The following is a 20,640-nucleotide window of genomic DNA, read 5'->3' as shown; positions in this document are numbered from 1 at the left end:
CAGCTACGCCAATTGCACCAATTGGACGCATTGCCCATCATGGTGCAATGAACGAGATGGGATGGCGTACGTGGGCAGAGCAGATGGCGACCGGGTTGGCCTTGGTCGATGCCGGGCTGCGCCTGCAGTGGATCAACCCCGCGCTGGCCGAATGGCTGGAGCTGGGGCCGCGCAGTGCGGTCGGGCAGCCGTTGGGCCTGTTGCTTGCTGATCAGGATGGGGTGGCGCAGGCGACGAAGGTGCTGACGGAACGGCGCCCCCAGCAATGGCGGGGGGTCTCGCTGGTGGCGGCCAGCGGTCGCGAAACGATGGCGGACATCGCATTGCAACCGTTCGACGGTGGGTTGTTGCTGGAAGTGCATGCGTTGGCCGCGCCGTTGGCGACCAGCTCGCCCTTGTCGGCCACCCTGCGCGGCTTTGCGCATGAAGTGAAGAATCCGCTGGCCGGTCTGCGCGGTGCGGCGCAACTGTTGCAGCGGCGCGTCGGCAGCGAGGATCTGCAGGCGCTGGCGGGATTGATCATCGACGAGGCAGACCGTCTCGGCGCGCTGGCGAATCGCCTGCTGCATCATGATGGCGCGGCGCAGCTCGGTCCGGTGAACATCCATCAGTTGCTGGAACGGCTCACCGATCTGCTGCAGGCGGAGCCGTCGCCGCCGCAACTGCATCATGACTACGATCCCAGCGTACCGGACCTGCACGGTGATGCGGATCGATTGCAGCAGGTGCTGCTCAACCTCGCGCGCAACGCACTGGAGGCCGGTGCACAGTCGCTCACCCTGCGCACACGGGTCGAGCACGGCCTGCGCCTGGGCGAGCGGATGCTGCGCATGGTGCTGCGGGTGGACGTGATCGACGACGGTCCGGGCGTGCCCGTGCAACTGCGCGACACGCTGTTCCAGCCGCTGGTGTCCGGTCGTGCGGATGGCACCGGTCTCGGGCTGGCGTTGTCGCGCGAGATCGCACACGAGCACGGCGGCGAACTGCGTTGCACGAGCCGTCCCGGCGAGACGGTGTTTACTTTGTATCTACCGCTGGAGCGCGCGCATGACTGAAGAAATCTGGATCGTCGACGATGACCGCGGCGTGCGCTTCGTGCTGGCGGAAGCGCTGCGAGATGCCGGCCTGGCCGTACGGGAGTTCGGGGAAGTAGCCAGTGTGCGTGCGGCCTTGCGGGACACGCGACCGGCCCTGCTGCTTACCGACGTGCGCATGCCCGGTGAGGATGGCCTGGGTCTGCTCGCCGAACTGCAGGCACAGGACATCGGCCCGGTGATCGTGATGAGCGCCTATACCGACGTCGCCACCACAGCCGCAGCGTATCGCGCCGGCGCCGTGGATTACCTGGCCAAGCCGTTCGATCTCGATCATGCGGTTGCCGTGGTGCAGCGCGCCCTGGCCAGCGTCTCGGTGCCATCGGTGGTGGGCGGCGACGTCATCGCGCCGAACCACGCGCTGCTCGGCGAGAGTGCGCCGATGCGCGAGGTATTCCGTCTGATCGGTCGCGTAGCTGCGAGCGACCTGAATGTATTGATCACGGGCGAGACCGGTACCGGCAAGGAGTTGGTCGCGCGCGCGCTGCACGAAGAAAGTGCGCGTCGAGGCAAGGCCTTTGTCGCGTTGAATACGGCGGCGATTCCCAGCGAGCTTCTCGAGAGCGAACTGTTCGGCCACGAGTCAGGCGCGTTTACCGGCGCGACACGCCGACACGCCGGTCGCTTCGAGCAGGCCGAGGGCGGCACGCTGTTCCTCGATGAGATTGGCGACATGCCGCTGGCCCTGCAGACCCGTCTCTTGCGCGTGCTTGCCGGTGGCGAGTTCTACCGGGTCGGAGGACGTGAACTGATTCGTGGCAATGTGCGCATTGTCGCAGCCACCCATCAGGATCTGGCCATGCGCGTGGCCGCCGGCCAGTTCCGCGCCGACCTGATGCACCGGCTCGACGTGGTACGCATCGAGCTGCCACCGCTGCGCACGCGGCGCAGCGACATCCCGCTGCTGGCGCAGCACTTCCTCGCTGCTGCCGCCCAGGAGCTGAAGCTGTCGCCAAAGCGTTTCTCGCGCGCGGCGTTGAAACTGATCGCGCAGCGCGACTTTCCCGGCAACGTGCGCGAGCTGGAAAACCTGTGCCGGCGGCTGGCGGTGATCGCGCCTGGCGCGGAGATCCTTCCCGCCGACCTGGGCGGTGTCGCCACAGGTGCATCGGGAAGCGGCGAATGGACCGATGCGTTGCGCGAATGGGCGGTCGATGCGCTGGCCAGGGGCGAGGCGGACATTCACGCCCGTGCCCGCGAGGCGCTCGACCAGACCCTGCTGCAGGCGGCGTTGCAGGCCAGCGAAGGCCATCGCCAGAACGCGGCGCAGGCACTCGGCGTCGGGCGCAACACGCTGACCCGCAAGCTGGGTGCCTCGCGCACGCGGCGACGCTAGTTTCGGCCCCCGCTCCCAACCGGGAGAGGGTGGGAGCGGGGGCTCGCGGCAATCTCACCTCCGTCGTCATTCCGGTGAAGGCCGGAATCCGATGGCGAACAAAGGGAATTGATGATCAGCCTCGCTGTTGAAGAGCGATTCCGGCCTTCGCCGGAATGACGAGAGTGGAATATTCGTGGAGTCAGGAAGTACCTTCGAGCTCGCCAATCATTGCCCGAGTACGACACGCACACGATGCATCTGTCCATCGTCAGCCAGCGTCACCGCATCACCAGAAGCGAGCGTTTGGCCATCCAGTTCAATGCCGGCTACGCCACGACAGACCCTGCCCGGATTCTCCACGCTGATCTCGTAACGGCTCACCTGCTGCTGGCCGCGATGCTGATAGACGAGCTGGAAGCCGGGCCAGTCTTTTGGAACGCATGGATCGATGCGCAGCTTGTCGCCCTGCAGGTGGAAACCAAGTACCGCCTCCAGTCCGCCGCGATACAGCCAGGCGGCGGAGCCGGTGTACCAGGTCCAGCCGCCGTGACCGGTCAGTGCGCCGACCGAATAGACATCCGCACAGGCCACGTAGGGTTCCACCTTGTAGCGGGTCATCGCTTCGTCACTGTCGCTGTGGCGGATCGGATTGAGCATGTTGAACAGGTCGGCTGCACGATCACCGTCACCGAGTCTGGCCCATGCGAAGATCGACCACGTTGCGCCATGTGTGTATTGGCCACCATTTTCGCGCACGCCGGGTGGATAGCCCTTGATGTAGCCGGGATTCTCCTTGGCATGATCGAACGGCGGAGTGAACAGGCGTGCGATCTGGTTGGGATGATCGACCAGCAGCTTGTCGACCGAGGCCATCGCCTGCGCCGCGTGCTGCTGATCGGCCGCACCGGCCATCACGCTCCACGATTGCGCGATGGTGTCGATCCGGCATTCATCGCTTTCGTGCGAGCCGAGCGGGGCCCCATCATCGTAGTAGCCGCGGCGATACCACTGGCCATCCCAGGCCTGCTCCAGCGCCTTGCGCAGATCATCGGAGTACGTGCGCCAGCGCGCAGCGCGTTCCGCTTCACCGCGTTGCTCGGCGTGCGGCGCGAACGCGGCGATGGTGGACAGCAGAAACCAGCCGAGCCAGCTGCTTTCGCCGCGCCCCTGTTCGCCGACCGCGTTCATGCCGTCGTTCCAGTCGCCGGTGCCGATCAGCGGCAGGCCGTGCGTGCCGCGGGTGAGGCTGGAATCGAGCGCGCGGGCGCAATGTTCATAGACAGAGACGTGCTGGTCGGAAACCGACGGCTGGAAGAACGCGTCGGTGGCACCATCGGGAATCGCCTGGCCCGACAGGAACGGCAGCACTTCGTCCAGTACGTCGCCGTCGCCGCTCACGTTGACATAGTGCATGGCGACGTAGGCAAGCCAGATGCGATCGTCGCTGATCTTCGTGCGGATGCCCTGGCCACCCGGCGGCAGCCACCAGTGCTGCACGTCGCCTTCGGCAAACTGGCGACCGGCGGCGCGTAGCAGATGTTCGCGCGCGAGATCGGGTCGGCTCACGCACAGCGCCATCACGTCCTGCAGCTGGTCGCGGAACCCGTACGCGCCGCTGGCCTGGTAGTACGCGGTGCGCGCCCACAACCGACAACCCAGCACCTGGTACAGCAGCCAGTCGTTGAGCAGGAGGTCCATCGCCCGGTCCGGCGTGTGCACCTGCACGGTATCGAGCAGGCCGTTCCACTGCGCGGCGACATCGGCGAGCACGTTATCCACGTCGATCGTGCGGTATTTCGTGATCAGTGCCTGTGCGTCGGCTTCGGACGCTGCATCGCCGAGCATGAAGACAATGTCGATCTGCGTATCCGGCGGCAGTTCGATGCGTGTCTGCAGCGCGCCGCACGGATCCAGTCCGGCACCGAGCCGGCCTGATAGCAGCGCATCGCGGCACAACACGGCCGGGTTTTCGACGGCACCGTACGCACCGAGAAATTCGCCGCGGTTACCGCTCATGGAATGCTGCTGACCTGCCATATCGATGAACGCCACGCGGTCACCGAAATCGGGGCGCCACGGATTGCGCGCAAACAGCGCACCGGTCGGTTCGTCGCGCGAGGTGATCACGCACGGTGCGGGCGTGGTGCCGTTCGCGCCCAGCGCCCATTCGACGTAGCCGGTGACCGACAGGCGCCGCGCATGCCCCGAGCGGTTGCACAGACGCAGTCGTGACAGCTTGAGCGGATCGCTCGTCGGCACGCATTGAGTCAGCTCCAGTTCGATGCCGTGCGCGTCGTTTCCGAAGCGGGTCCAGCCCTTGCCGTGGGTCGTCGCATACTTCGCGCCAGCCACACGAATCGGCAGGGCGGTGGCGCTCCACAGCACGCCGGTGTCCTCGTCGCGCAGGTACAGCACCTCGTGCGGACTGTCGCTGATCGGATCGTTGGGCCACGGCGTCAGCGGATTCTGCTGGCTGTTCAGCGACCACGCATAGCCGCCACCTTCGGCCGAAACCAGGCAGCCGAACACCGGGTTGGCGATCACGTTGACCCAGGGTGCCGGTGTGCTGCGTCCTTCATCGAGGCTGATCCGGTAGCTGCGGCCGCCATCGCTGAAGCCTCCGCTGCCGTTGGCGAATTCCAGGCCGGCAGCTACCGGTGCAGCAGCGGCAGAAACCGGTGTGCTGGCACGGATAGTCGCTGGCACGGCGGTCACGGTCGCAGGCGCGGGTGTGGTGGCGCTGTGTGCAGCTTCGACGTCGCCCAGCACGATCCGGGCCACCGTCAGCAGACCGTTGCGCAGGTCATCGCTGATCGCGTTGTCGCGCAGAACGAACAGTTCGGCCTTGGGCAGTTGGTCGTCGGCTTTCAGCTGTGTCTGCTGCGTGCCTGCCAGTGCGGCAAGCACACTGTGCAGCGCATCGCCATCGGCACCGTCGGCGGTATTCAGCAGCACGACATCGATGGCGAGTCGTTGGCTGCGCCAATGGCTCTGTGCAAGCAGCAACTCCTGCACGCGCGGGAGTTTGGCACTTTCGCCGAGACGGCACAGCACGATCGGTCGATCGCCGGAAATGCCGGCGGCCCAGAGCGTGGGCGGCCCACCGCGACCATGGACCAGCAAGTCAGGCGCGGCACGCTGGCTTGGATCGCTACCCAGCAAGGCGCTCATCCAGTGCGCGAAGCGTGTCGACTGGGTGGCGTCGATGCCGAGTTGCCGCAGTTCGGCTTCGGCATGGTTTGCGGCATCGGCGAACAGCAGCTCGGCGGCATTCGTGTTGCCCAGTCGCGCGGCCAGTGCCGATGCACCTTCGCGCGAATCGGCCAATTGCGTCCACAACAGCAGGGTCACGCTGGTGTTGGGGCCGAGCGTGACACGTTGGCGCAGGCTGAAGACCGGATCGAGCACGCAGCCGGTGGTATTCGACAAGACGGTGCCCGGTTGCATGGCCTGTGCGTCACGCAGCGTGCGGCCACGGCCGAGGAAGCGCGCGCGGTCGGTTTCGTACCCGGGCGGGGTATCGGCGGCCTGCCCGACCACCTGCAATGCATGAGCGGCCCAGACCACCGGCTCGCTGCCGGCGCGCCTCCGCCGGGTAGCCAGCAGCATGCCATGCGCCGCACCCCATTCGGTCTGCACGAACATCTTGGAGAACGCCGGGTGCGCGTTGTCGGCACCGATCGGCCCGAGTACCAGCTCGGCATACGAGGTGATCGAGAGCGTGCGCGTGCGGTCGCCGTGATTGCTCAGGGTGAGGCGGCGCAGTTCGATGTCGGCGTCGCTGGCCACCGCCACGTCCAGCGTGCTGTGCAGGCTGTGGTGGCGCCGGCTGAAGGTGGCGCGCCCGGCGCTGAATGCCACTGCGTCATCGGGCATGCGCAGGCCCTGCGGTTGCTGGCTGGTTGACCACATCGCCCCGCTGTCCTCGTCACGCAGCAGCAGGTAGCTGCCCCAGGGGTCGCGTGTAGGGTCCTCGCGCCAGCGTGTCACCGCCAGGTCATGCCATTGGCTGTAGCCCGAACCGCTGCTGCTCAGCATCACGCTGTAGTGGCCGTTCGAGAGCAGGCAGTGCTGGCGTGGGTCGATCGCGCGCGAAGAAGGGGATGTCATGGGCCGTCCGGTCGGTGGCAGCAAGGACAGCAGCATGCGCCCGTACCGGCATGCGCAGTGTCAAGGCTTCGACCTGGGCTTCACCCCGCGGCAGAGTAGGATGGCTGCATACCAGCCTGACATGCGCCCGATGACGGTGACGTACCGCAAGTTGCTGCTTCCGCGACCGACCACGACGAGACCCATGCACTCCCATCCGCTCAGCCATCCCCTGCAGTCCGGACAGCAATTGCAGCATCTGCAGAACAAGGCATTCGCCTATTTCCAGTACGAGACCAACCCGCACAACGGGCTGGTCAAGGACAAGACCGCTCCGGACGATTCGAACTGGCCGGCCAGCATTGCCGCCACCGGACTGGCACTGAGCGGCTATCCGGTGGCCGTGGAGCGTGGCCTGATCAGCAAGGAGCAGGCGATCAAGCGCACGCTGACCACGCTGCGTTTTTTTCGCGACAGCAAACAGGGCATCGAGCCGGACGCCACCGGCTATCGCGGCTTCTACTATCACTTCCTCGACATGCAGACCGGCAAGCGTGCCTGGCAGTGCGAGCTGTCCACCGTGGACAGTGCCTTCCTGTTCGCCGGCATGCTCACGGCGGCGGCGTATTTCCACGCCGACACGCCCGAGCAGAAGGAGATCCGCGAACTCGCCAACTTCTTGTATCAGCGTGCGGAATGGCCGTGGGCACAGGCCGACGACGGCACCATCGGGCATGGCTGGCATCCGGAGAGCGGTTTCATACCGCATCGCTGGCAGGGCTACGACGAAGGCCTGGCCATGTATGTACTGGCGCTCGGCTCGCCGACTCATCCGCTGCCGCCGAGTTCGTTTGCGGCCTGGGCCTCCACCTATGAGTGGAAGCATTGCTACGACATCGATTACCTGTATTGCGGCCCGTTGTTCACCCACCAGCTGTCGCAGGTATGGATCGACTTTCGCGGGATCCAGGACGCGTACATGCGCGACAAGGGCATCGACTATTTCGAGAACAGCCGTCGCGCCACCCAGATCCAGCAGCGTTACGCGATCGACAACCCGCTCGGCTTCAAGGGCTATGGCGCCGAATGCTGGGGCATCAGTGCCAGCGACGGTCCCGGCCCGGCGATGCTGAAGATCGACGGTATCGAGCGCCAGTTCTACGACTACGAAGGCCGCGGTGCGCCGTACGGCCTCGATGACGGCACCGTCGCGCCGTGGGCGGTGGTGGCCTCGCTGCCGTTTGCGCCGGAGATCGTGCTGCCGACGGTGCACCATTTCATCCACACGTTACAGCTGCACGAGCAACATCCCTACGGCTTCAAGGCGAGCATCAACCAGACTTGGCCCGGTGCATCCGACAATGCCTGCTGTCCGGGCTGGTCGTCGCCGTACTTTTTCGGCCTGGATCAGGGACCGATCCTGCTGATGGTCGAGAACCATCGCAGCGGCATGCTGTGGGACCTGATGCGCGGCTGCCGCTGGATCGTCGATGGCTTGCGCCGCGCTGGTTTCACTGGCGGCTGGCTGGACGCGGAGCACAAGCACCGGTCCTGACGTCAGCGTCGCGAGGCAGCGGATTTTTTATTTCCCCACTTTATTTACTAATGGAGCAGGCAATGGAACTTGGCATGATCGGTCTCGGCAAGATGGGCGCCAACATGGCGGAACGTCTGCTGCAAGGTGGCCACAAGGTGACCGGCTTCGACCCGAGCGCGGACGCGCGCAAGGCATTGGAAGCGCAGGGCGGAGCGTCCGCCGACTCGCTGCAGGCGCTGGTCAAGGCGCTGCCCGCGCCGCGCGTGCTGTGGCTGATGGTGCCGTCGGGCAAGATCACCGACGATACCGTCGATGCGCTGCTGTCCGCGCTGGCGCCGGGCGACACGGTGATCGACGGCGGCAACTCCAACTACAAGGACACGCTGCGTCGCGCCGCCACCTACGCCGACAAGAAACTCAACTACGTCGACTGCGGCACCAGCGGTGGCGTGTGGGGGCTGAAGGAGGGCTACAGCATGATGATCGGCGGCGACGAGAAAGCCGTCGAGGCGCTGCGGCCGATCTTCGAGACCCTGGCGCCCGGCAAGGACCAGGGCTGGGGCCGCGTCGGCCCGGTCGGTTCCGGCCACTACACCAAGATGGTCCACAACGGCATCGAGTACGGCATGATGCAGGCCTACGCCGAGGGCTTCTCGATCCTCAAGCACAAGGAGGATTTCGGCCTCGACCTGCACCAGGTCGGCGAGATATGGCGCTATGGCAGCGTGGTGCGCTCGTGGCTGCTCGACCTCACCACCGACGCCCTCAGCAAGAACCCGAACATGGACGGCATCGCGCCGTACGTGGTCGATTCCGGCGAAGGCCGCTGGACCGTCGATGCCGCGCTCGAACTCAACGTATCCGCCCCGGTGATCACCTTGTCGCTGATGGAGCGCTTCCGCTCGCGCGACGACGACTCGTTCGCCGACAAGCTGCTGTCCTCGATGCGCAACGAGTTCGGCGGGCATGCGATCAAGAAGGAGTAGGACACCGGGCGCTGTGCCCTGGATCCTTTGCGGGAATGATTGCGGGAACCCCCTGAAATCCACCACCGCCGTCATTCCGGCGAAGGCCGGAATCGCTTCACCACAGCGAAGCTGGTCATCGCAGTTACTGCCCTACAACAATTCGCCTTGCGGCAACGCGTAGCTCAATTGTCCGTCCACAATGCGCGCCGGTGACGTATATGGATGCAGCGTGCTGTGCGCAGCGTCGATGATGTGGATCACCTCGATGCCGCGCAGCTTCAGCACGTCGGAAATCAACGAGCGATGACAGCGCCACCACACCGCCTCGGCACACATCAGCGCAGTACGCTTGCCTGCAGCCAGCGTCAGCAGTTCGTGCATACCTTCGGCAAACTTGGCACTGGCCAGATGATCGGCATACGCCTGGAACGAGGCGTTGCGCCAAGCGTTGTTGGGTGAACCGGGTCGCACCTTGCGGCGCCCGCCGAGCTGCGGCAGCCACCGGTAGACGATGCCGTGTGCCGGCAGGGTTTCGGCCAGCGCGTCGCGGGCGAAATACGGATGGCGGCGTGAACCGGGAAAGCTGCGCACGTCGGCGACCGCCTCGATCTGGTACTCGGTCAGCAGGCCGAGAAACTCCTCCAGCGAGCGCGTCGAATGACCGATCGTCCAGATCGTTCGTACACCGGCAACAGGAGTCGCGGATGACATCGTTCAGTCGATCTTGTGCAGCGCCGAGCCCTTGTGCAGGGCGATGTGATCGGTCTTGTCGCTCTTGATCTCGTACTGCGGATCGGCCTCGCTGCAGCGATGCGTGTGGCCCTTGTAGTCGGTGTCGCGCGTATGCACCTTGATGATCTTCCCGCTCACGAGGCCGGCTTCGGAATTCCAGCGCACATGATCGCCGACTTTGAAAGCGTGATTCATGGCAGCTCCAACGGTGGCAATGAAGGAGCCTACTTCAGCACACGTCTTGTGCAGGACGAGTCAGTGCCGCGGATGACTAGCCCAACCGCAGCAACTTCCTCACCGCCGGCAGGTTGCGCCGGCTGATCTCGGGGCTGAGTTCGGTGCCGTCGAGGCGCGCCAGTACACGGCCGTCGGCGAGGGTCTTGATGCCGAGCAGGCGCGACGGCGGCGCCAGGCAGTTGCGGTGCAGGCGGATCAGCTGATCGGGATAGGCCTCTTCCAGCTGGCGCAGCGACTCCTCGATCAGCAATTCGCCGCGGCGGTGCCGCACGATCACGTACTTCTCGTCGGCGAGCAGGCAGATGACTTCGTCCAGGGCGATGCGCAGCTGTTCACCACGCATCCGGCCGTGCAGATACGCCACCGGTTCGCGTGCCGCGTCGGCGAGTCGGCGTTGCGCGCGCTGCAATGCATCGCGCAGGCGCTCCAGCCGCACCGGCTTGAGCAGGTAGTCGATCGCGCCGAGCTCGAAGGCCTTGAGTGCGTGCTCCTCGTAGGCGGTGCAGAAAATCACCTGCGGCCGGGGGCGCCCGGCCAGCCGCTGGGCCACCGCGGTGCCGCTGAGGCCGGGCATGTTGATGTCCAGCAGCAGCACATCCGGCTGCAGTTCGCCGAGCGAACCGAGGGCGGCTTCGCCATCGGCGAGGCTGCCGATGATTTCCACGCCATCGCATTCGCCGAGCAGTGCAGCCAGTCGTGCGCGCGCCAGCGGTTCGTCGTCGACGATCAGGATGCGCATCACGATGGCTGCCCCGGCAGTTGCACCACCACCACGTAGCGGTTGTCCTGCGGGCCGGCCTGCACCCTCGCCCGCGGCCCGTAGCGATAGGCGATGCGCTGGCGCACGCTGTCCAGGCCGTGACCGTTGCCGGGTGCGGGCGGCGTGGCCGGCAGCGGATTGCCGATCTCGAAAAGGATGCCGTCACCGTCGCGCTGCCCGCGCAGGATCACCTCGCCGCCTTCACGCAACGGCTGGATGCCGTGGCGCACGGCGTTCTCCACCAGCGGCTGCAGCAGCAGTCGCGGCAGCGGAAAGTCGGCGGGAAGATCATCCAGTTCGCGGCGCACGTGCAGGCGTGCGCCGAGGCGCAGCTGCTCGATCGCGAGATAGCGCTCGATCAGCGCCAGCTCGTCGCCCAAGGTGCCATCGTCGGTGTCATGCTGGCCCAGCGCAGCGCGGAACAGCTCGGACAGGTCTTCCACCGTACGCTCGGCCGCGGCAGGGTCGACCCGGATCAGCGCCGCCACGGTGTTCATGCTGTTGAACAGGAAGTGCGGGCGGATGCGCGCCTGCAGCGCCTCGACCTGCGCCCGCGTGACGGCCGCCAGTCGCAGCTGCCACTGGGCCAGCACGTAGAAATAGCGCAGCATCGCGGCGCCGAGCAGGGCCGCAATCGCCACGTTGTCGCGCACGAAGATGCCCAGGCTGCTCTGCACCAGCTGCAACTGCAATGCGTCGTCGAGCCAGCGCGTCACCGCACTGGCGACGAGCACGATCAGCATGATCAGCAGCCACGCGCCTATATACGGGGTGTGCCCCGGCAGCCGCTGCAGCCATGGCCGCAACTTGCACAGCGCCACGGCGATGACCAGCACCAGCCACATCACGAACAGCATGCTGACGCTGTAGCCGGTCCAGTCGCGCCGGCTGTCGCGGGCCAGCCAGATCACGGTCACGGTCAGCGCGCCGACCATGAACAGCGCGAACAAGGCCGGCAGCCGGCAGAATTCCGGCAACGGGTTGTGTTCGGTGCGGCCGCGCAGGCCGCTGGCGTGGGATGCGCGCATGCAGGCAAGTATGCCGCATGCGCGGCGCGGCTATGCCAGTCGCCGGCCGAGCCAGTAGCGCAGATCGCCGATCTCTTCGGGACAGATCGCATGCGCCATCGGATAGGTATGCCATTCCACGGCATAGCCCAGCGACTGCAGCAGGTCGCGCGAATCGGTACCGCGCTGCAGTACCACCACCGGATCCATGCTGCCGTGACCCCAGAAGATCGGAACGGACGCATTTGCGGCACTGCGCTCGGCGGGGAGTGCCGCATACGCCGGCAGGTAGGTCGACAGCGCGATGATGCCGGCCAGCTTTTCCGCATGGTGCAGGCCGGCGGCCAGGGCGATCGCGCCACCCTGCGAGAAACCGGCCAGGATGATCCGTTCTTCCGGTACGCCGCGCTGGTGCTCGCGGGCAATCAGGGTTTCCACCTCGTTGACGGAAGCGCGCATGCCGGCTTCGTCCTGTCGCGCATTGAGGTCGAACGCGGCGATGTCGTACCAGGCGCGCATCGACATGCCGTTGTTGATCGTCACCGGTCGCACCGGCGCATGCGGAAACACGAAGCGCAACGGCGGCCACGTCCGATCCACCAGCTGCGGCACGATCGGCGCGAAGTCGTTGCCGTCGGCACCGAGGCCGTGCAGCCAGATGATGCTGTGCTGCGGGTTGGCGGCGGTTTCGAGTTCGAGGGCGGGCAGCGTCATGGCTTGCTCGTGGTGACGGTGAAGGTGGCATCGTAGCAGCCGCCCTCGTCGTTACCGTGATTCAGGCCGCCACATGCGTGCGTGCCGCCAAGCCAATGCACGCTGAGGCGAGGCGCAACTTCGGACGGCTGTTTACCCGTGACTTATGGCACAGCCGGGCACGCGCGGGCACCGTGCTCGGCTATGCTGATTTTTTGCTTGGGGATATATCCATGCGTCGCGTACTGCTTGCCGGCCTGATCGCCTTCTGTGTCCTGCCCGCGGCGGCAGTAACGCCACCCGCCATCAGTCCGCTCGACATGGAAACCATCATGGCCAATCCCGACTGGATCGGGCAGGCGGTGGAGTCGCCGTACTGGAGCGTGGACGGGCGCAGCCTGTATTACTCGGTGAAGCGTGACGGCAGCCCGGTGCGCGATCTGTACCAGGTCGATCCCGCCAGCGGTCAGAGCGTGAAACTGGACCCGACCGCGATGGCAAAGGCGGATGGCCCGGCGGTGTTCGACCGTGCGCACCGGCATGCGGCGTTCATCCTGCATGGCGATGTGTTCGTGGTGGATCTGGCCAGCGGCCGGCGCCAGCAGGTCACCCGCACGCCGCAGAAAGAGTCCTCGCCGCAGTTCTCCGCTGACGGTCGCGCGCTGCAGTACCGCGACGGCAACGACTGGTACAGCTATGACCTGGGCAGCGGTGTCGCGGCGCCGGTGGCGGTGCTGAATTTCGCCGCCGATCCGCAGGCCAAGCAGCCGGACGATCTGGGCGATCTGCAACTCAGGCTGTTCAAGACGTTGCGCGAGATCAAGGCCGACAAGCAGGCCATGCGCGACGAGGACAAGGCGCTGGATGCCGCCGATCCGGGCCGTGCGCCGCCGCCGTTCTGGCTGGGCGACAAGTCCCGTGCGGTCGATACCGAGCTGTCGCCGGACGGCCGCTGGATGCTGGTGGTGACGGTGCCCAAGGACCATGCCCGCGGCGAGGCACCGAAGGTCAATCACTACGTCACCGACAGCGGCTATACCGAACCGCAGAACGCGCGCACCTATGTCGGTCGCAACGATCCCTCGCCGCAGTCGCTGCTGCTGCTGGATCTGCGCAATCACCAGCAATACCCGCTGAAGACCGATACGCTGCCGGGCATCAAGGACGATCCGCTCAAGGCGATCCGCGAGCAGACCGTCGCGGCGCTGGAGAAGGCCGGCAAGCAGGATGAGGCGAAGGCGCTGAAGGCGCCCGACGTGCGCGCCGTGCGCATCGTCGCCAATTCGGAAGACGGCGGTGGCGGCGGTATCGTGTGGAGCGACGACGGCAGCCGTCTGGCCATCCAGTTGCGCGCGATCGACAACAAGGATCGCTGGATCGCCAATGTCGATTTCGCCCGCCACGCGCTGGTCAACCAGCAGCGCCTCACCGACAACGCGTGGATCAACTGGAACTTCAACGATTTCGGCTGGCTCAAGGACAACAGCACGCTGTGGTACATGAGCGAGGAAACGGGCTATTCGCAGCTCTACACCAAGACCCTCGATGGTAAGGCGAAGGCGCTGACCTCCGGCAAGTTCGAGGTCAGCCATCCGCTGCTCAGCGACGACGGCAAGTGGTTCTACGTGCGCACCAACCAGGTCGCACCCTACAGCTACGACGTGTACCGGCTGCCGGTGACCGGTGGTGCGCTGACCCGCATCACGCATTACCAGGGCATGGATGACTTCAAGCTGTCGCCGGACGGCACGCAGCTTGCCGTGCTGCACTCCTCGCCGTACGTGTTCCCCCAGCTGGCCGTGCAGTCGAGCGCCGGCGGCGAGCCGCGCGAGCTGACCGACACGATGAAGCCGGGCTACACCGCACGCCAGTGGATCGCACCGAAGATCGTCGAGATTCCGTCCACCCATGGTGCCGGCGTGATCTATGCGAAGTATTACGGCCCGGCCGACGAAAACGATGCCGTGAAGCGTCCGGCGGTGTTCTTCGTGCACGGTGCCGGTTACCTGCAGGACGTCACGCTGTCCTCGACCTACTACTTCCGCGAGCAGATGTTCAACAACCTGCTGGTGCAGCAGGGCTACGTGGTGCTCGACATGGACTACCGTGCCTCGGAAGGTTACGGCCGCGCCTGGCGCACCGCGATCTACCGGCAGATGGGCCACCCGGAGCTGGAAGACCTGCTCGACGGCAAGGCCTGGCTGGTCAAGAACCACGGTGTCGATCCGCAGCGCGTCGGCATCTACGGCGGCAGCTATGGCGGCTTCATGACGGAGATGGCGATCCTGCGTGCACCCGGTGAATTCGCCGCCGGTGCCGCGCTGCGCGCACCGTCGGACTGGACCAGCTACAACGACGAGTACACCTCCAACATCCTCAACGATCCGCAGCTCGATCCCGAGGCGTACAAGACCAGTTCGCCGATCGAGTTCGCCAACAACCTGCGTGACCCGCTGCTGATCGAGCACGGCCTGATCGACGACAACGTGATGGCCAGCGACTCGATCCGCCTGTACCAGCGTTTCATCGAGCTGCACAAGCGGAATTTCTGGATCTCGCTGTACCCGCTGGAACGCCATGGCTTCGAGCATGCCGATTCCTGGCACGACGAATACCGGCGAATTGACGAGCTGTTCAATACGTATGTGAAGCCGGACAAAGGGTCGGCAGCAGGCGGTTGACCGATCCGTCGATGCAAGTCGATGCACCGGCCGGTGAGGCGCGCCATGGGCGACACGATTTCCGGTGTCGCCCATGCACACTCGGCGAGGCAGGATGATTGCCGACTGGATGACGGTTCAAGTGCTGGCGGTATTGTTTCTTGCGACGTTTGTGCGCTCGGCATTCGGGTTTGGTGAGGCCCTGGTCGCGGTCCCCCTGCTCGCACTCATCATGCCGGTGGACGTGGCCGCACCGGTGGCGGTCCTGATCTCGATCACCGTTGCGGTGATCGTCCTCGCGCAAGATTGGCGCCATGTACATGCGCGCAGTGCGGGATGGCTGGTTCTGTCGACCTTGGTCGGGACGCCGCTGGGTTTGTTCCTGTTGACCGCAGTGCCGGGGCGGCCGATCAAAGCCTGCCTTGGCGTCATCATCGTGGCTTTTTCGCTGTATTCCATGCGTAGCCGGAAACGGGCAGCGCTCGGGGACGACAAGCTGGCATGGGCGTTCGGTTTCGGGGCGGGCGTTCTGGGAGGAGCCTACGGCATGAATGGGCCGCCTCTGGTCGTATACGGCGCGCTTCGCGGCTGGTCACCACGACATTTCCGCGCCACCCTGCAGGGATATTTCCTGCCGGCCAGTCTGATGTCCATGGGCGGCTACTGGTTGGCAGGACTATGGAAGCCGGTCGTGACCCGTTACTACCTGATGGCATTGCCTGCGGTGCTTGTGGCGATCTTTCTGGGCCGGGTAGCCAATGGCCGCATGGATGGCCCGTCGTTTATGCGCTACATCCAGATGGGGCTTGTTGTGGTGGGAGGCGTGTTGTTGCTTCAGTCCGTCGTCTGGAATTGAGGTGCGTACCTCCGGGTGCCGAGTGTCGCCCAAGTCCGGGCTCAGGCGCGCGGCGGACACTTCACGCGCCAGCAGCTCGATCGCAGGCCAGTCGCCGTAGCGAGCAGGTCGGCCGGTGTCGGCGATGACGACCAAGGGGATGAGAGCCGAAGCTCAGTGGCGCACCAGCCGTGTTGCGACGACGTATGCGCGACGCCGCAACCCCCGAAGCGGGTTGCAGCGCCCTTGCCGGGTCATTTGACCACCAGGGTAGCGGCCATGGTGGGGTGGAACTTGCAGAAGAACGCGAGCGTGCCGGCGGTGGCGGTGATGCGCCCGCTGGCGCCCGGTTTCAGGTCGACGTCGAAGTGGCCGTCGCGTGCGGTGGCGCTGTGTTCGAGGATGTCGTGATTGATCCATTCGATGATGTCGCCGGCGCGTACGTCTGTCGGCATCGGTCCGTACTGCATCTTGTCGATCACGATCACATGCACGCGCCGGGTCTGCGCTGTCGCCGGCGGTTTCGCCATGCTGGCGGCGCTGACCGGCGCAATGCCGCCGGTCAGCGCCAGCATGCCGACGAGAAGAATCGTCGTGCGGAACATGCCGGATGCCTTACTTCAGGCTCTGCGCGAGATGCTCGGCATGCGCCTGGTGCGACTGGAACAGCTTCAGGCCGGTCTCCAGCAGCGACTTCAGCTCCGGGTTCTGCGCCGACGGGATCAGCGTGCCGCTCAGCGCGCCGTTGACGGTCTTGTGATAGGCGACCTCGTTGGCGACATAGGCCTTGTCGTACGCGCTGCCGCTGAGCGCGGCGAGCTTCTTCTGTTCGGCGGCGGCGCTGCTGGCGAGCGACTGGCTGGTCGGGTTGTCCTGCGGCGTCACGCCCAGCTTCTTGACCAGCGCCAGCGCCTGATCGTTGACGGCAGTGTGGTCGCGCTGCATTTCCTCGGCGAACGCGCGCACATCCTTGTTGTGCGACTTCTGTAGCGCCTGCTTGGCGGCGGTGACGTCGATCACGCCGGCGGTATAGGCGATGTGCGCGATCTGCGCGTCGTTGATGGCCGGTGCCGGGCTGGCGGCGGAGGTCTGGGCCTGCACGCTGGCAACGGAAGCGATGCCGAAAGCGAGGGCGATGGCGAGCAGCGGCTTGTTCATGGGTGTCTCCTTGGAAGTGGATGAGGGGCGGCTGAGGTCTGCCGGTGCCCATGGGATGCAGCAGCGGTGCGCAGGTTCCCGCGGCACGAATTCACCGGGACGGGAACCTTGTGGCTGCTGCTGCATCGGATCGGGTGTACAAGGAGAAAACCATGACCCGACAAGCCCATCTCGTACCCGTCGATTACGCCGCGCTGGATGACCACGCGCTGGTGGAGCTCGTTCGTGGCGGTCGGCGAGAGGCGTTCCGCCACATCATGCAGCGCTGCAACCAGCGGCTGTTCCGCATCGCGCGCAGCGTGGTCGGGGAGGATGCGGAAGCCGAGGATGTGCTGCAGGAGTCATACATGCGCGCCTATCACAAGCTGGACACGTTCCGTGGCGACTCGACCCTGCTGACCTGGCTGACCAGCATCGTGCTGAACGAGGCACGTGGCCGGCTGCGCAAGCGCCACAGCATGGTCGGGCTGGAACAGGTCGACGCGGCACCGGACGATACGCATCAGGTCATCCAGTTCCCTTCGAAATTCGGCAACGAGGATCCGGCCGTGTCCGCTGCCCGCGCACAGATCCGTCACCTGCTCGAACATGCCATCGACGAATTGCCCGAGGCATTTCGCACCGTCTACGTGATGCGCGAGATCGAGGAATGCACGGTGGAGGAAACCGCCAGCCAGCTCGACATCAAGCCGGAGACGGTGAAGACGCGCCTGCATCGCGCACGCCGGCTGCTGCGCACGTCATTGCAGGGAACGCTGGCGGCCACCATGAGCGAGGCGTTCCCGTTCATGGGCCAGCGCTGCGCCCGCGTCACCGAGGCGGTGATGGCGAGGCTGGACGCCGAATCGCCGTAATCCGGCGTCGCCGAAATTCGTGTTCAGGCCGGCCGATGCAAGCCGGCTGCCTCGCGTGCCAGCAGCTCGATGGCCGACCAGTCGCCGGTGGCGAGCAGGCTGGCCGGCGTCAGCCATGAACCGCCGACGCAGATCACGTTGGGCAAGGCGAGGAAATCCGGCGCGCTGGCGAGGCTGATGCCGCCGGTGGGGCAGAAACGCACCTGCGGCAGCGGGCTGGCCCAGGCGCCGAGCAGCTTGTGGCCGCCGGCCGGCACGGCGGGAAAGAATTTCAGGTGGCGGTAGCCGCGCTCGAGCATGGCCATCACTTCGCTGGCGGTGGCGGCGCCGGGTAGCAACGGCAGTTCGCTGTCGTCGGCGGCATCGAGCAGGTACGGCGACACGCCGGGCGACACGGCGAAGCGCGCGCCGGCCTGTTGCGCAGCGTGCAGGTCGCGTGCGTTGAGTACGGTGCCGACGCCCACGACCGCACCTTCCACCTCGGCGGCAATCGCGCGGATCGCTTCCAGCGCGGCGGCTGTGCGCAGGGTGACCTCGATCGCCGGCGAGCCACCGGCGACCAGGGCGCGCGCCATCGGCACGGCGGCGCGCGCGTCGTCGATCACCACCACCGGAATCACCGGCGCCAGCCGCATCGTGGTTTCGATCTGCTGCTGCTTGAGTTCGATGTTGCTCATGGAGCGCTCCGGTTTTTCTTGGCTCCTCCCCCCGCAAGCAGGGGGAGGTCGGGAGGGGGGTGCTTGGGCTGGCGGTGAGATCGGATCAAGATCAAAAACATCCCACCCCAGCCCTCCCCTGCAAACAGGGGAGGGAGCAAATCTAAAGCACGCCTGCGCCGAGATCGGCGCTGGCTGCCGCCTGGCGGAACAAGCCGAACAGTTCGCGGCCCATGCCGCTGTGCTGGGCGGAAAGATCAGCGGTATGCGGCAGTCGTGCATCCAGTTCGTGCGCTTCCATCAGCACGTCCAGACGGCCGTTCGCCGCATCCAGCCTGATCATGTCGCCGTTGCGGATCTTGGCGATATTGCCGCCGGCGACGGCTTCGGGCGTCACGTGGATTGCCGCCGGTACGCGGCCGGAGGCACCGGACATGCGGCCGTCGGTGAGCAGGGCGATGCGATGGCCGCGATCCTGCAGCAGGGCCAGGGTCGGGGTGAGCTTGTGCAGTTCCGGCATGCCGTTCGCCTGCGGGCCCTGGAAGCGCACCACCGCGACGAAGTCACGGTTGAGCTCGCCGCGCTTGTATGCCGCCGGCACTTCGTCCTGGTCGTGGAACACGATCGCCGGCGCCTCGATCAGCAGGCGGTCGTCCGGCACCGAGGAGACCTTGATCACCGCACGACCGAGATTGCCTTCCAGCATGCGCAGGCCGCCGTCGGCGCGGAACGGCTCGTCGGTGTCGCGCAGCACGCCGCGGTTGCCGCTCTGTTTCGATACCGGTTTCCAGTGCAGCGTTCCGGCATCGTCGAGATAGGGCGTCTGTGCATAGCCGTCCATGCCGGTGCCGAAGATGGTGTTGACGTCGCCATGCAGCAGGCCGGCGCCGACCAGTTGGTCGATCAGGAAGGCCATGCCGCCGGCTTCGTGGAACTGGTTCACGTCGGCGTAGCCGTTCGGGTACACGCGTGCCAGCAGCGGGATCACCCCGGACAACGCGTCGAAATCGTCCCAGCGCAGCTGGATGCCGGCGGCGTGCGCGATCGCCACCAGGTGCAGCAGGTGGTTGGTCGAGCCGCCGGTCGCATGCAGGCCGATCACGCCGTTGATGATTGCGCGCTCGTCGATGATGTGGCCGATCGGCAGGCAGTTTTTACCGGGCGCGCTGAGTGTGCCGATACGGCGCACCACATCGGCAGTGAGCGCGTCGCGCAGCGGTGTATCCGGTGCGGTGAAGCTGGCGCCGGGCAGGTGCAGGCCCATGATCTCCATCAGCATCTGGTTGGAGTTGGCGGTGCCGTAGAAGGTGCAGGTGCCCGGTGCGTGGTACGAGGCGGCCTCGACTTCGAGCAGTTCCTCCTTGCTCGCCTTGCCGTCGGCCCAGGCCTGACGCACCTTCGATTTCTGCTCGTTGGGAATGCCGCTGGGCATCGGGCCCGACGGCACGAACGCACCAGGCAGATGGCCGAAGCTCAGCGCGCCGATCAGCAGACCCGGCACGATCTTGTCGCAGATGCCAAGGTACAGCGCGCCGTCGAACATGTCGTGCGACAGCGAAACAGCGGTGGCCATCGCGATCAGGTCGCGCGAGAACAGCGACAGCTGCATGCCGGGCTGGCCCTGGGTGACGCCGTCGCACATCGCCGGTACGCCGCCGGCGACCTGCGCGGTGAAGCCGGCATCACGGGCGATCTGGCGGATCAGCGCCGGATAGCGCTCGTACGGCTGGTGCGCCGACAGCATGTCGTTGTACGCGGTGACGATGGCCAGGTTGGCGCGACGACCGCTGCGCAGCGCGGTCTTGTCCTCGCTGCCGCAGGCGGCAAAGCCATGCGCGAGATTGCCGCAGGACAGGTGCGCGCGCTGCGGGCCGTCGCGGTCGATGGCGTCGATCCGCTGCAGATAGGCGGTGCGCGTCTGGCTGCTGCGCTCGCGCAAGCGTTCGGTGACTTCGGCGATGACGGGATGCAGCGTGCTCATGATTCAAATCCAGAAGTAAGTGGAGAGGAGTGAGAAGTGAGAAAAGGCGCGAGTGGTCGGT

General features: G+C 65.9%; 17 protein-coding genes. 7 read left to right on the top strand and 10 right to left on the bottom strand.

Features of this window, described 5'->3' with window-relative positions; translation table 11 throughout:
• Positions 1 to 47: 47 nt before the first annotated feature.
• Both ACYVKM_RS04475 and ntrC read left to right on the top strand, forming a co-directional pair.
• Complete coding sequence (locus ACYVKM_RS04475) at positions 48 to 1,055, top strand: two-component system sensor histidine kinase NtrB (RefSeq protein WP_460876101.1); 1,008 nt, start codon at positions 48 to 50, stop codon at positions 1,053 to 1,055.
• Complete coding sequence (gene ntrC / locus ACYVKM_RS04470) at positions 1,048 to 2,430, top strand: nitrogen regulation protein NR(I) (RefSeq protein WP_460876099.1); 1,383 nt, start codon at positions 1,048 to 1,050, stop codon at positions 2,428 to 2,430. Before ACYVKM_RS04475 ends, ntrC begins: the two co-directional genes overlap by 8 nt.
• A gap of 207 nt (positions 2,431 to 2,637) precedes the next feature.
• Here the strand turns inward: ntrC and ACYVKM_RS04465 are convergent, their stop codons facing one another.
• Entirely contained in the window at positions 2,638 to 6,522 is a 3,885-nt protein-coding gene (locus ACYVKM_RS04465; RefSeq protein WP_460876098.1) for a GH36-type glycosyl hydrolase domain-containing protein, read from the bottom strand.
• Between ACYVKM_RS04465 and ACYVKM_RS04460 the strand changes: the two genes are divergently transcribed.
• A complete protein-coding gene (locus ACYVKM_RS04460) occupies positions 6,521 to 8,056 on the top strand; it encodes a glucoamylase family protein (RefSeq protein ID WP_460876096.1) in 1,536 nt (511 codons plus the stop codon). The two genes, ACYVKM_RS04465 and ACYVKM_RS04460, sit on opposite strands and share 2 nt — an antisense overlap.
• A gap of 62 nt (positions 8,057 to 8,118) precedes the next feature.
• Entirely contained in the window at positions 8,119 to 9,024 is a 906-nt protein-coding gene (gene gnd / locus ACYVKM_RS04455; protein ID WP_460876095.1) for a phosphogluconate dehydrogenase (NAD(+)-dependent, decarboxylating), read from the top strand.
• 132 nt (positions 9,025 to 9,156) lie between these two features.
• Here gnd and ACYVKM_RS04450 read toward each other — a convergent pair whose 3' ends face one another.
• From ACYVKM_RS04450 to ACYVKM_RS04430, 5 genes are all read right to left on the bottom strand, one after another.
• Positions 9,157 to 9,717: a DUF488 domain-containing protein gene (locus tag ACYVKM_RS04450; RefSeq protein WP_460876093.1), complete on the bottom strand. Its 561-nt coding sequence runs from the start codon at positions 9,715 to 9,717 to the stop codon at positions 9,157 to 9,159.
• Positions 9,718 to 9,720: 3 nt separating this feature from the next.
• A complete protein-coding gene (locus ACYVKM_RS04445) occupies positions 9,721 to 9,933 on the bottom strand; it encodes a hypervirulence associated TUDOR domain-containing protein (protein WP_460876091.1) in 213 nt (70 codons plus the stop codon).
• A gap of 76 nt (positions 9,934 to 10,009) precedes the next feature.
• Positions 10,010 to 10,714 (bottom strand): LytR/AlgR family response regulator transcription factor, encoded by a 705-nt coding sequence (locus ACYVKM_RS04440; RefSeq protein WP_460876089.1) that lies wholly within the window; start codon positions 10,712 to 10,714, stop codon positions 10,010 to 10,012.
• Entirely contained in the window at positions 10,714 to 11,763 is a 1,050-nt protein-coding gene (locus ACYVKM_RS04435) for a sensor histidine kinase (protein ID WP_460876088.1), read from the bottom strand. The genes ACYVKM_RS04440 and ACYVKM_RS04435 overlap by 1 nt, the downstream gene beginning before the upstream one ends.
• Positions 11,764 to 11,793: 30 nt before the next feature.
• A complete protein-coding gene (locus ACYVKM_RS04430; RefSeq protein WP_460876086.1) occupies positions 11,794 to 12,456 on the bottom strand; it encodes an alpha/beta hydrolase in 663 nt (220 codons plus the stop codon).
• 212 nt (positions 12,457 to 12,668) lie between these two features.
• Between ACYVKM_RS04430 and ACYVKM_RS04425 the strand changes: the two genes are divergently transcribed.
• Together ACYVKM_RS04425 and ACYVKM_RS04420 are read left to right on the top strand one after the other, a co-directional pair.
• Positions 12,669 to 15,116 (top strand): S9 family peptidase, encoded by a 2,448-nt coding sequence (locus tag ACYVKM_RS04425; protein ID WP_460876085.1) that lies wholly within the window; start codon positions 12,669 to 12,671, stop codon positions 15,114 to 15,116.
• A gap of 94 nt (positions 15,117 to 15,210) precedes the next feature.
• Complete coding sequence (locus ACYVKM_RS04420) at positions 15,211 to 15,951, top strand: sulfite exporter TauE/SafE family protein (RefSeq protein WP_460876083.1); 741 nt, start codon at positions 15,211 to 15,213, stop codon at positions 15,949 to 15,951.
• A gap of 233 nt (positions 15,952 to 16,184) precedes the next feature.
• On the opposite strand, the gene ACYVKM_RS04415 is transcribed toward ACYVKM_RS04420, so the two are convergent.
• The gene (locus tag ACYVKM_RS04415) at positions 16,185 to 16,535 is read right to left on the bottom strand and encodes a cupredoxin domain-containing protein (protein WP_460876081.1); all 351 of its coding nucleotides are present in this window, start codon (positions 16,533 to 16,535) and stop codon (positions 16,185 to 16,187) included.
• A 10-nt stretch (positions 16,536 to 16,545) separates the two neighbouring features.
• Complete coding sequence (locus ACYVKM_RS04410; protein WP_460876080.1) at positions 16,546 to 17,088, bottom strand: DUF4142 domain-containing protein; 543 nt, start codon at positions 17,086 to 17,088, stop codon at positions 16,546 to 16,548.
• A gap of 152 nt (positions 17,089 to 17,240) precedes the next feature.
• Here ACYVKM_RS04410 and ACYVKM_RS04405 point away from each other — a divergent pair, with 152 nt between their 5' ends.
• Entirely contained in the window at positions 17,241 to 17,942 is a 702-nt protein-coding gene (locus ACYVKM_RS04405) for an RNA polymerase sigma factor (RefSeq protein WP_460876078.1), read from the top strand.
• Positions 17,943 to 17,965: 23 nt separating this feature from the next.
• On the opposite strand, the gene eda is transcribed toward ACYVKM_RS04405, so the two are convergent.
• Both eda and edd read right to left on the bottom strand, forming a co-directional pair.
• The gene (eda, locus tag ACYVKM_RS04400; protein ID WP_460876076.1) at positions 17,966 to 18,619 is read right to left on the bottom strand and encodes a bifunctional 4-hydroxy-2-oxoglutarate aldolase/2-dehydro-3-deoxy-phosphogluconate aldolase; all 654 of its coding nucleotides are present in this window, start codon (positions 18,617 to 18,619) and stop codon (positions 17,966 to 17,968) included.
• Between the two features lie 142 nt (positions 18,620 to 18,761).
• Positions 18,762 to 20,579: a phosphogluconate dehydratase gene (gene edd / locus ACYVKM_RS04395; protein WP_460876075.1), complete on the bottom strand. Its 1,818-nt coding sequence runs from the start codon at positions 20,577 to 20,579 to the stop codon at positions 18,762 to 18,764.
• Positions 20,580 to 20,640 lie beyond the last annotated feature (61 nt).

Source organism: Rhodanobacter koreensis, from assembly GCF_054782855.1.
This window is presented reverse-complemented; position numbering and strand designations above follow the sequence as displayed.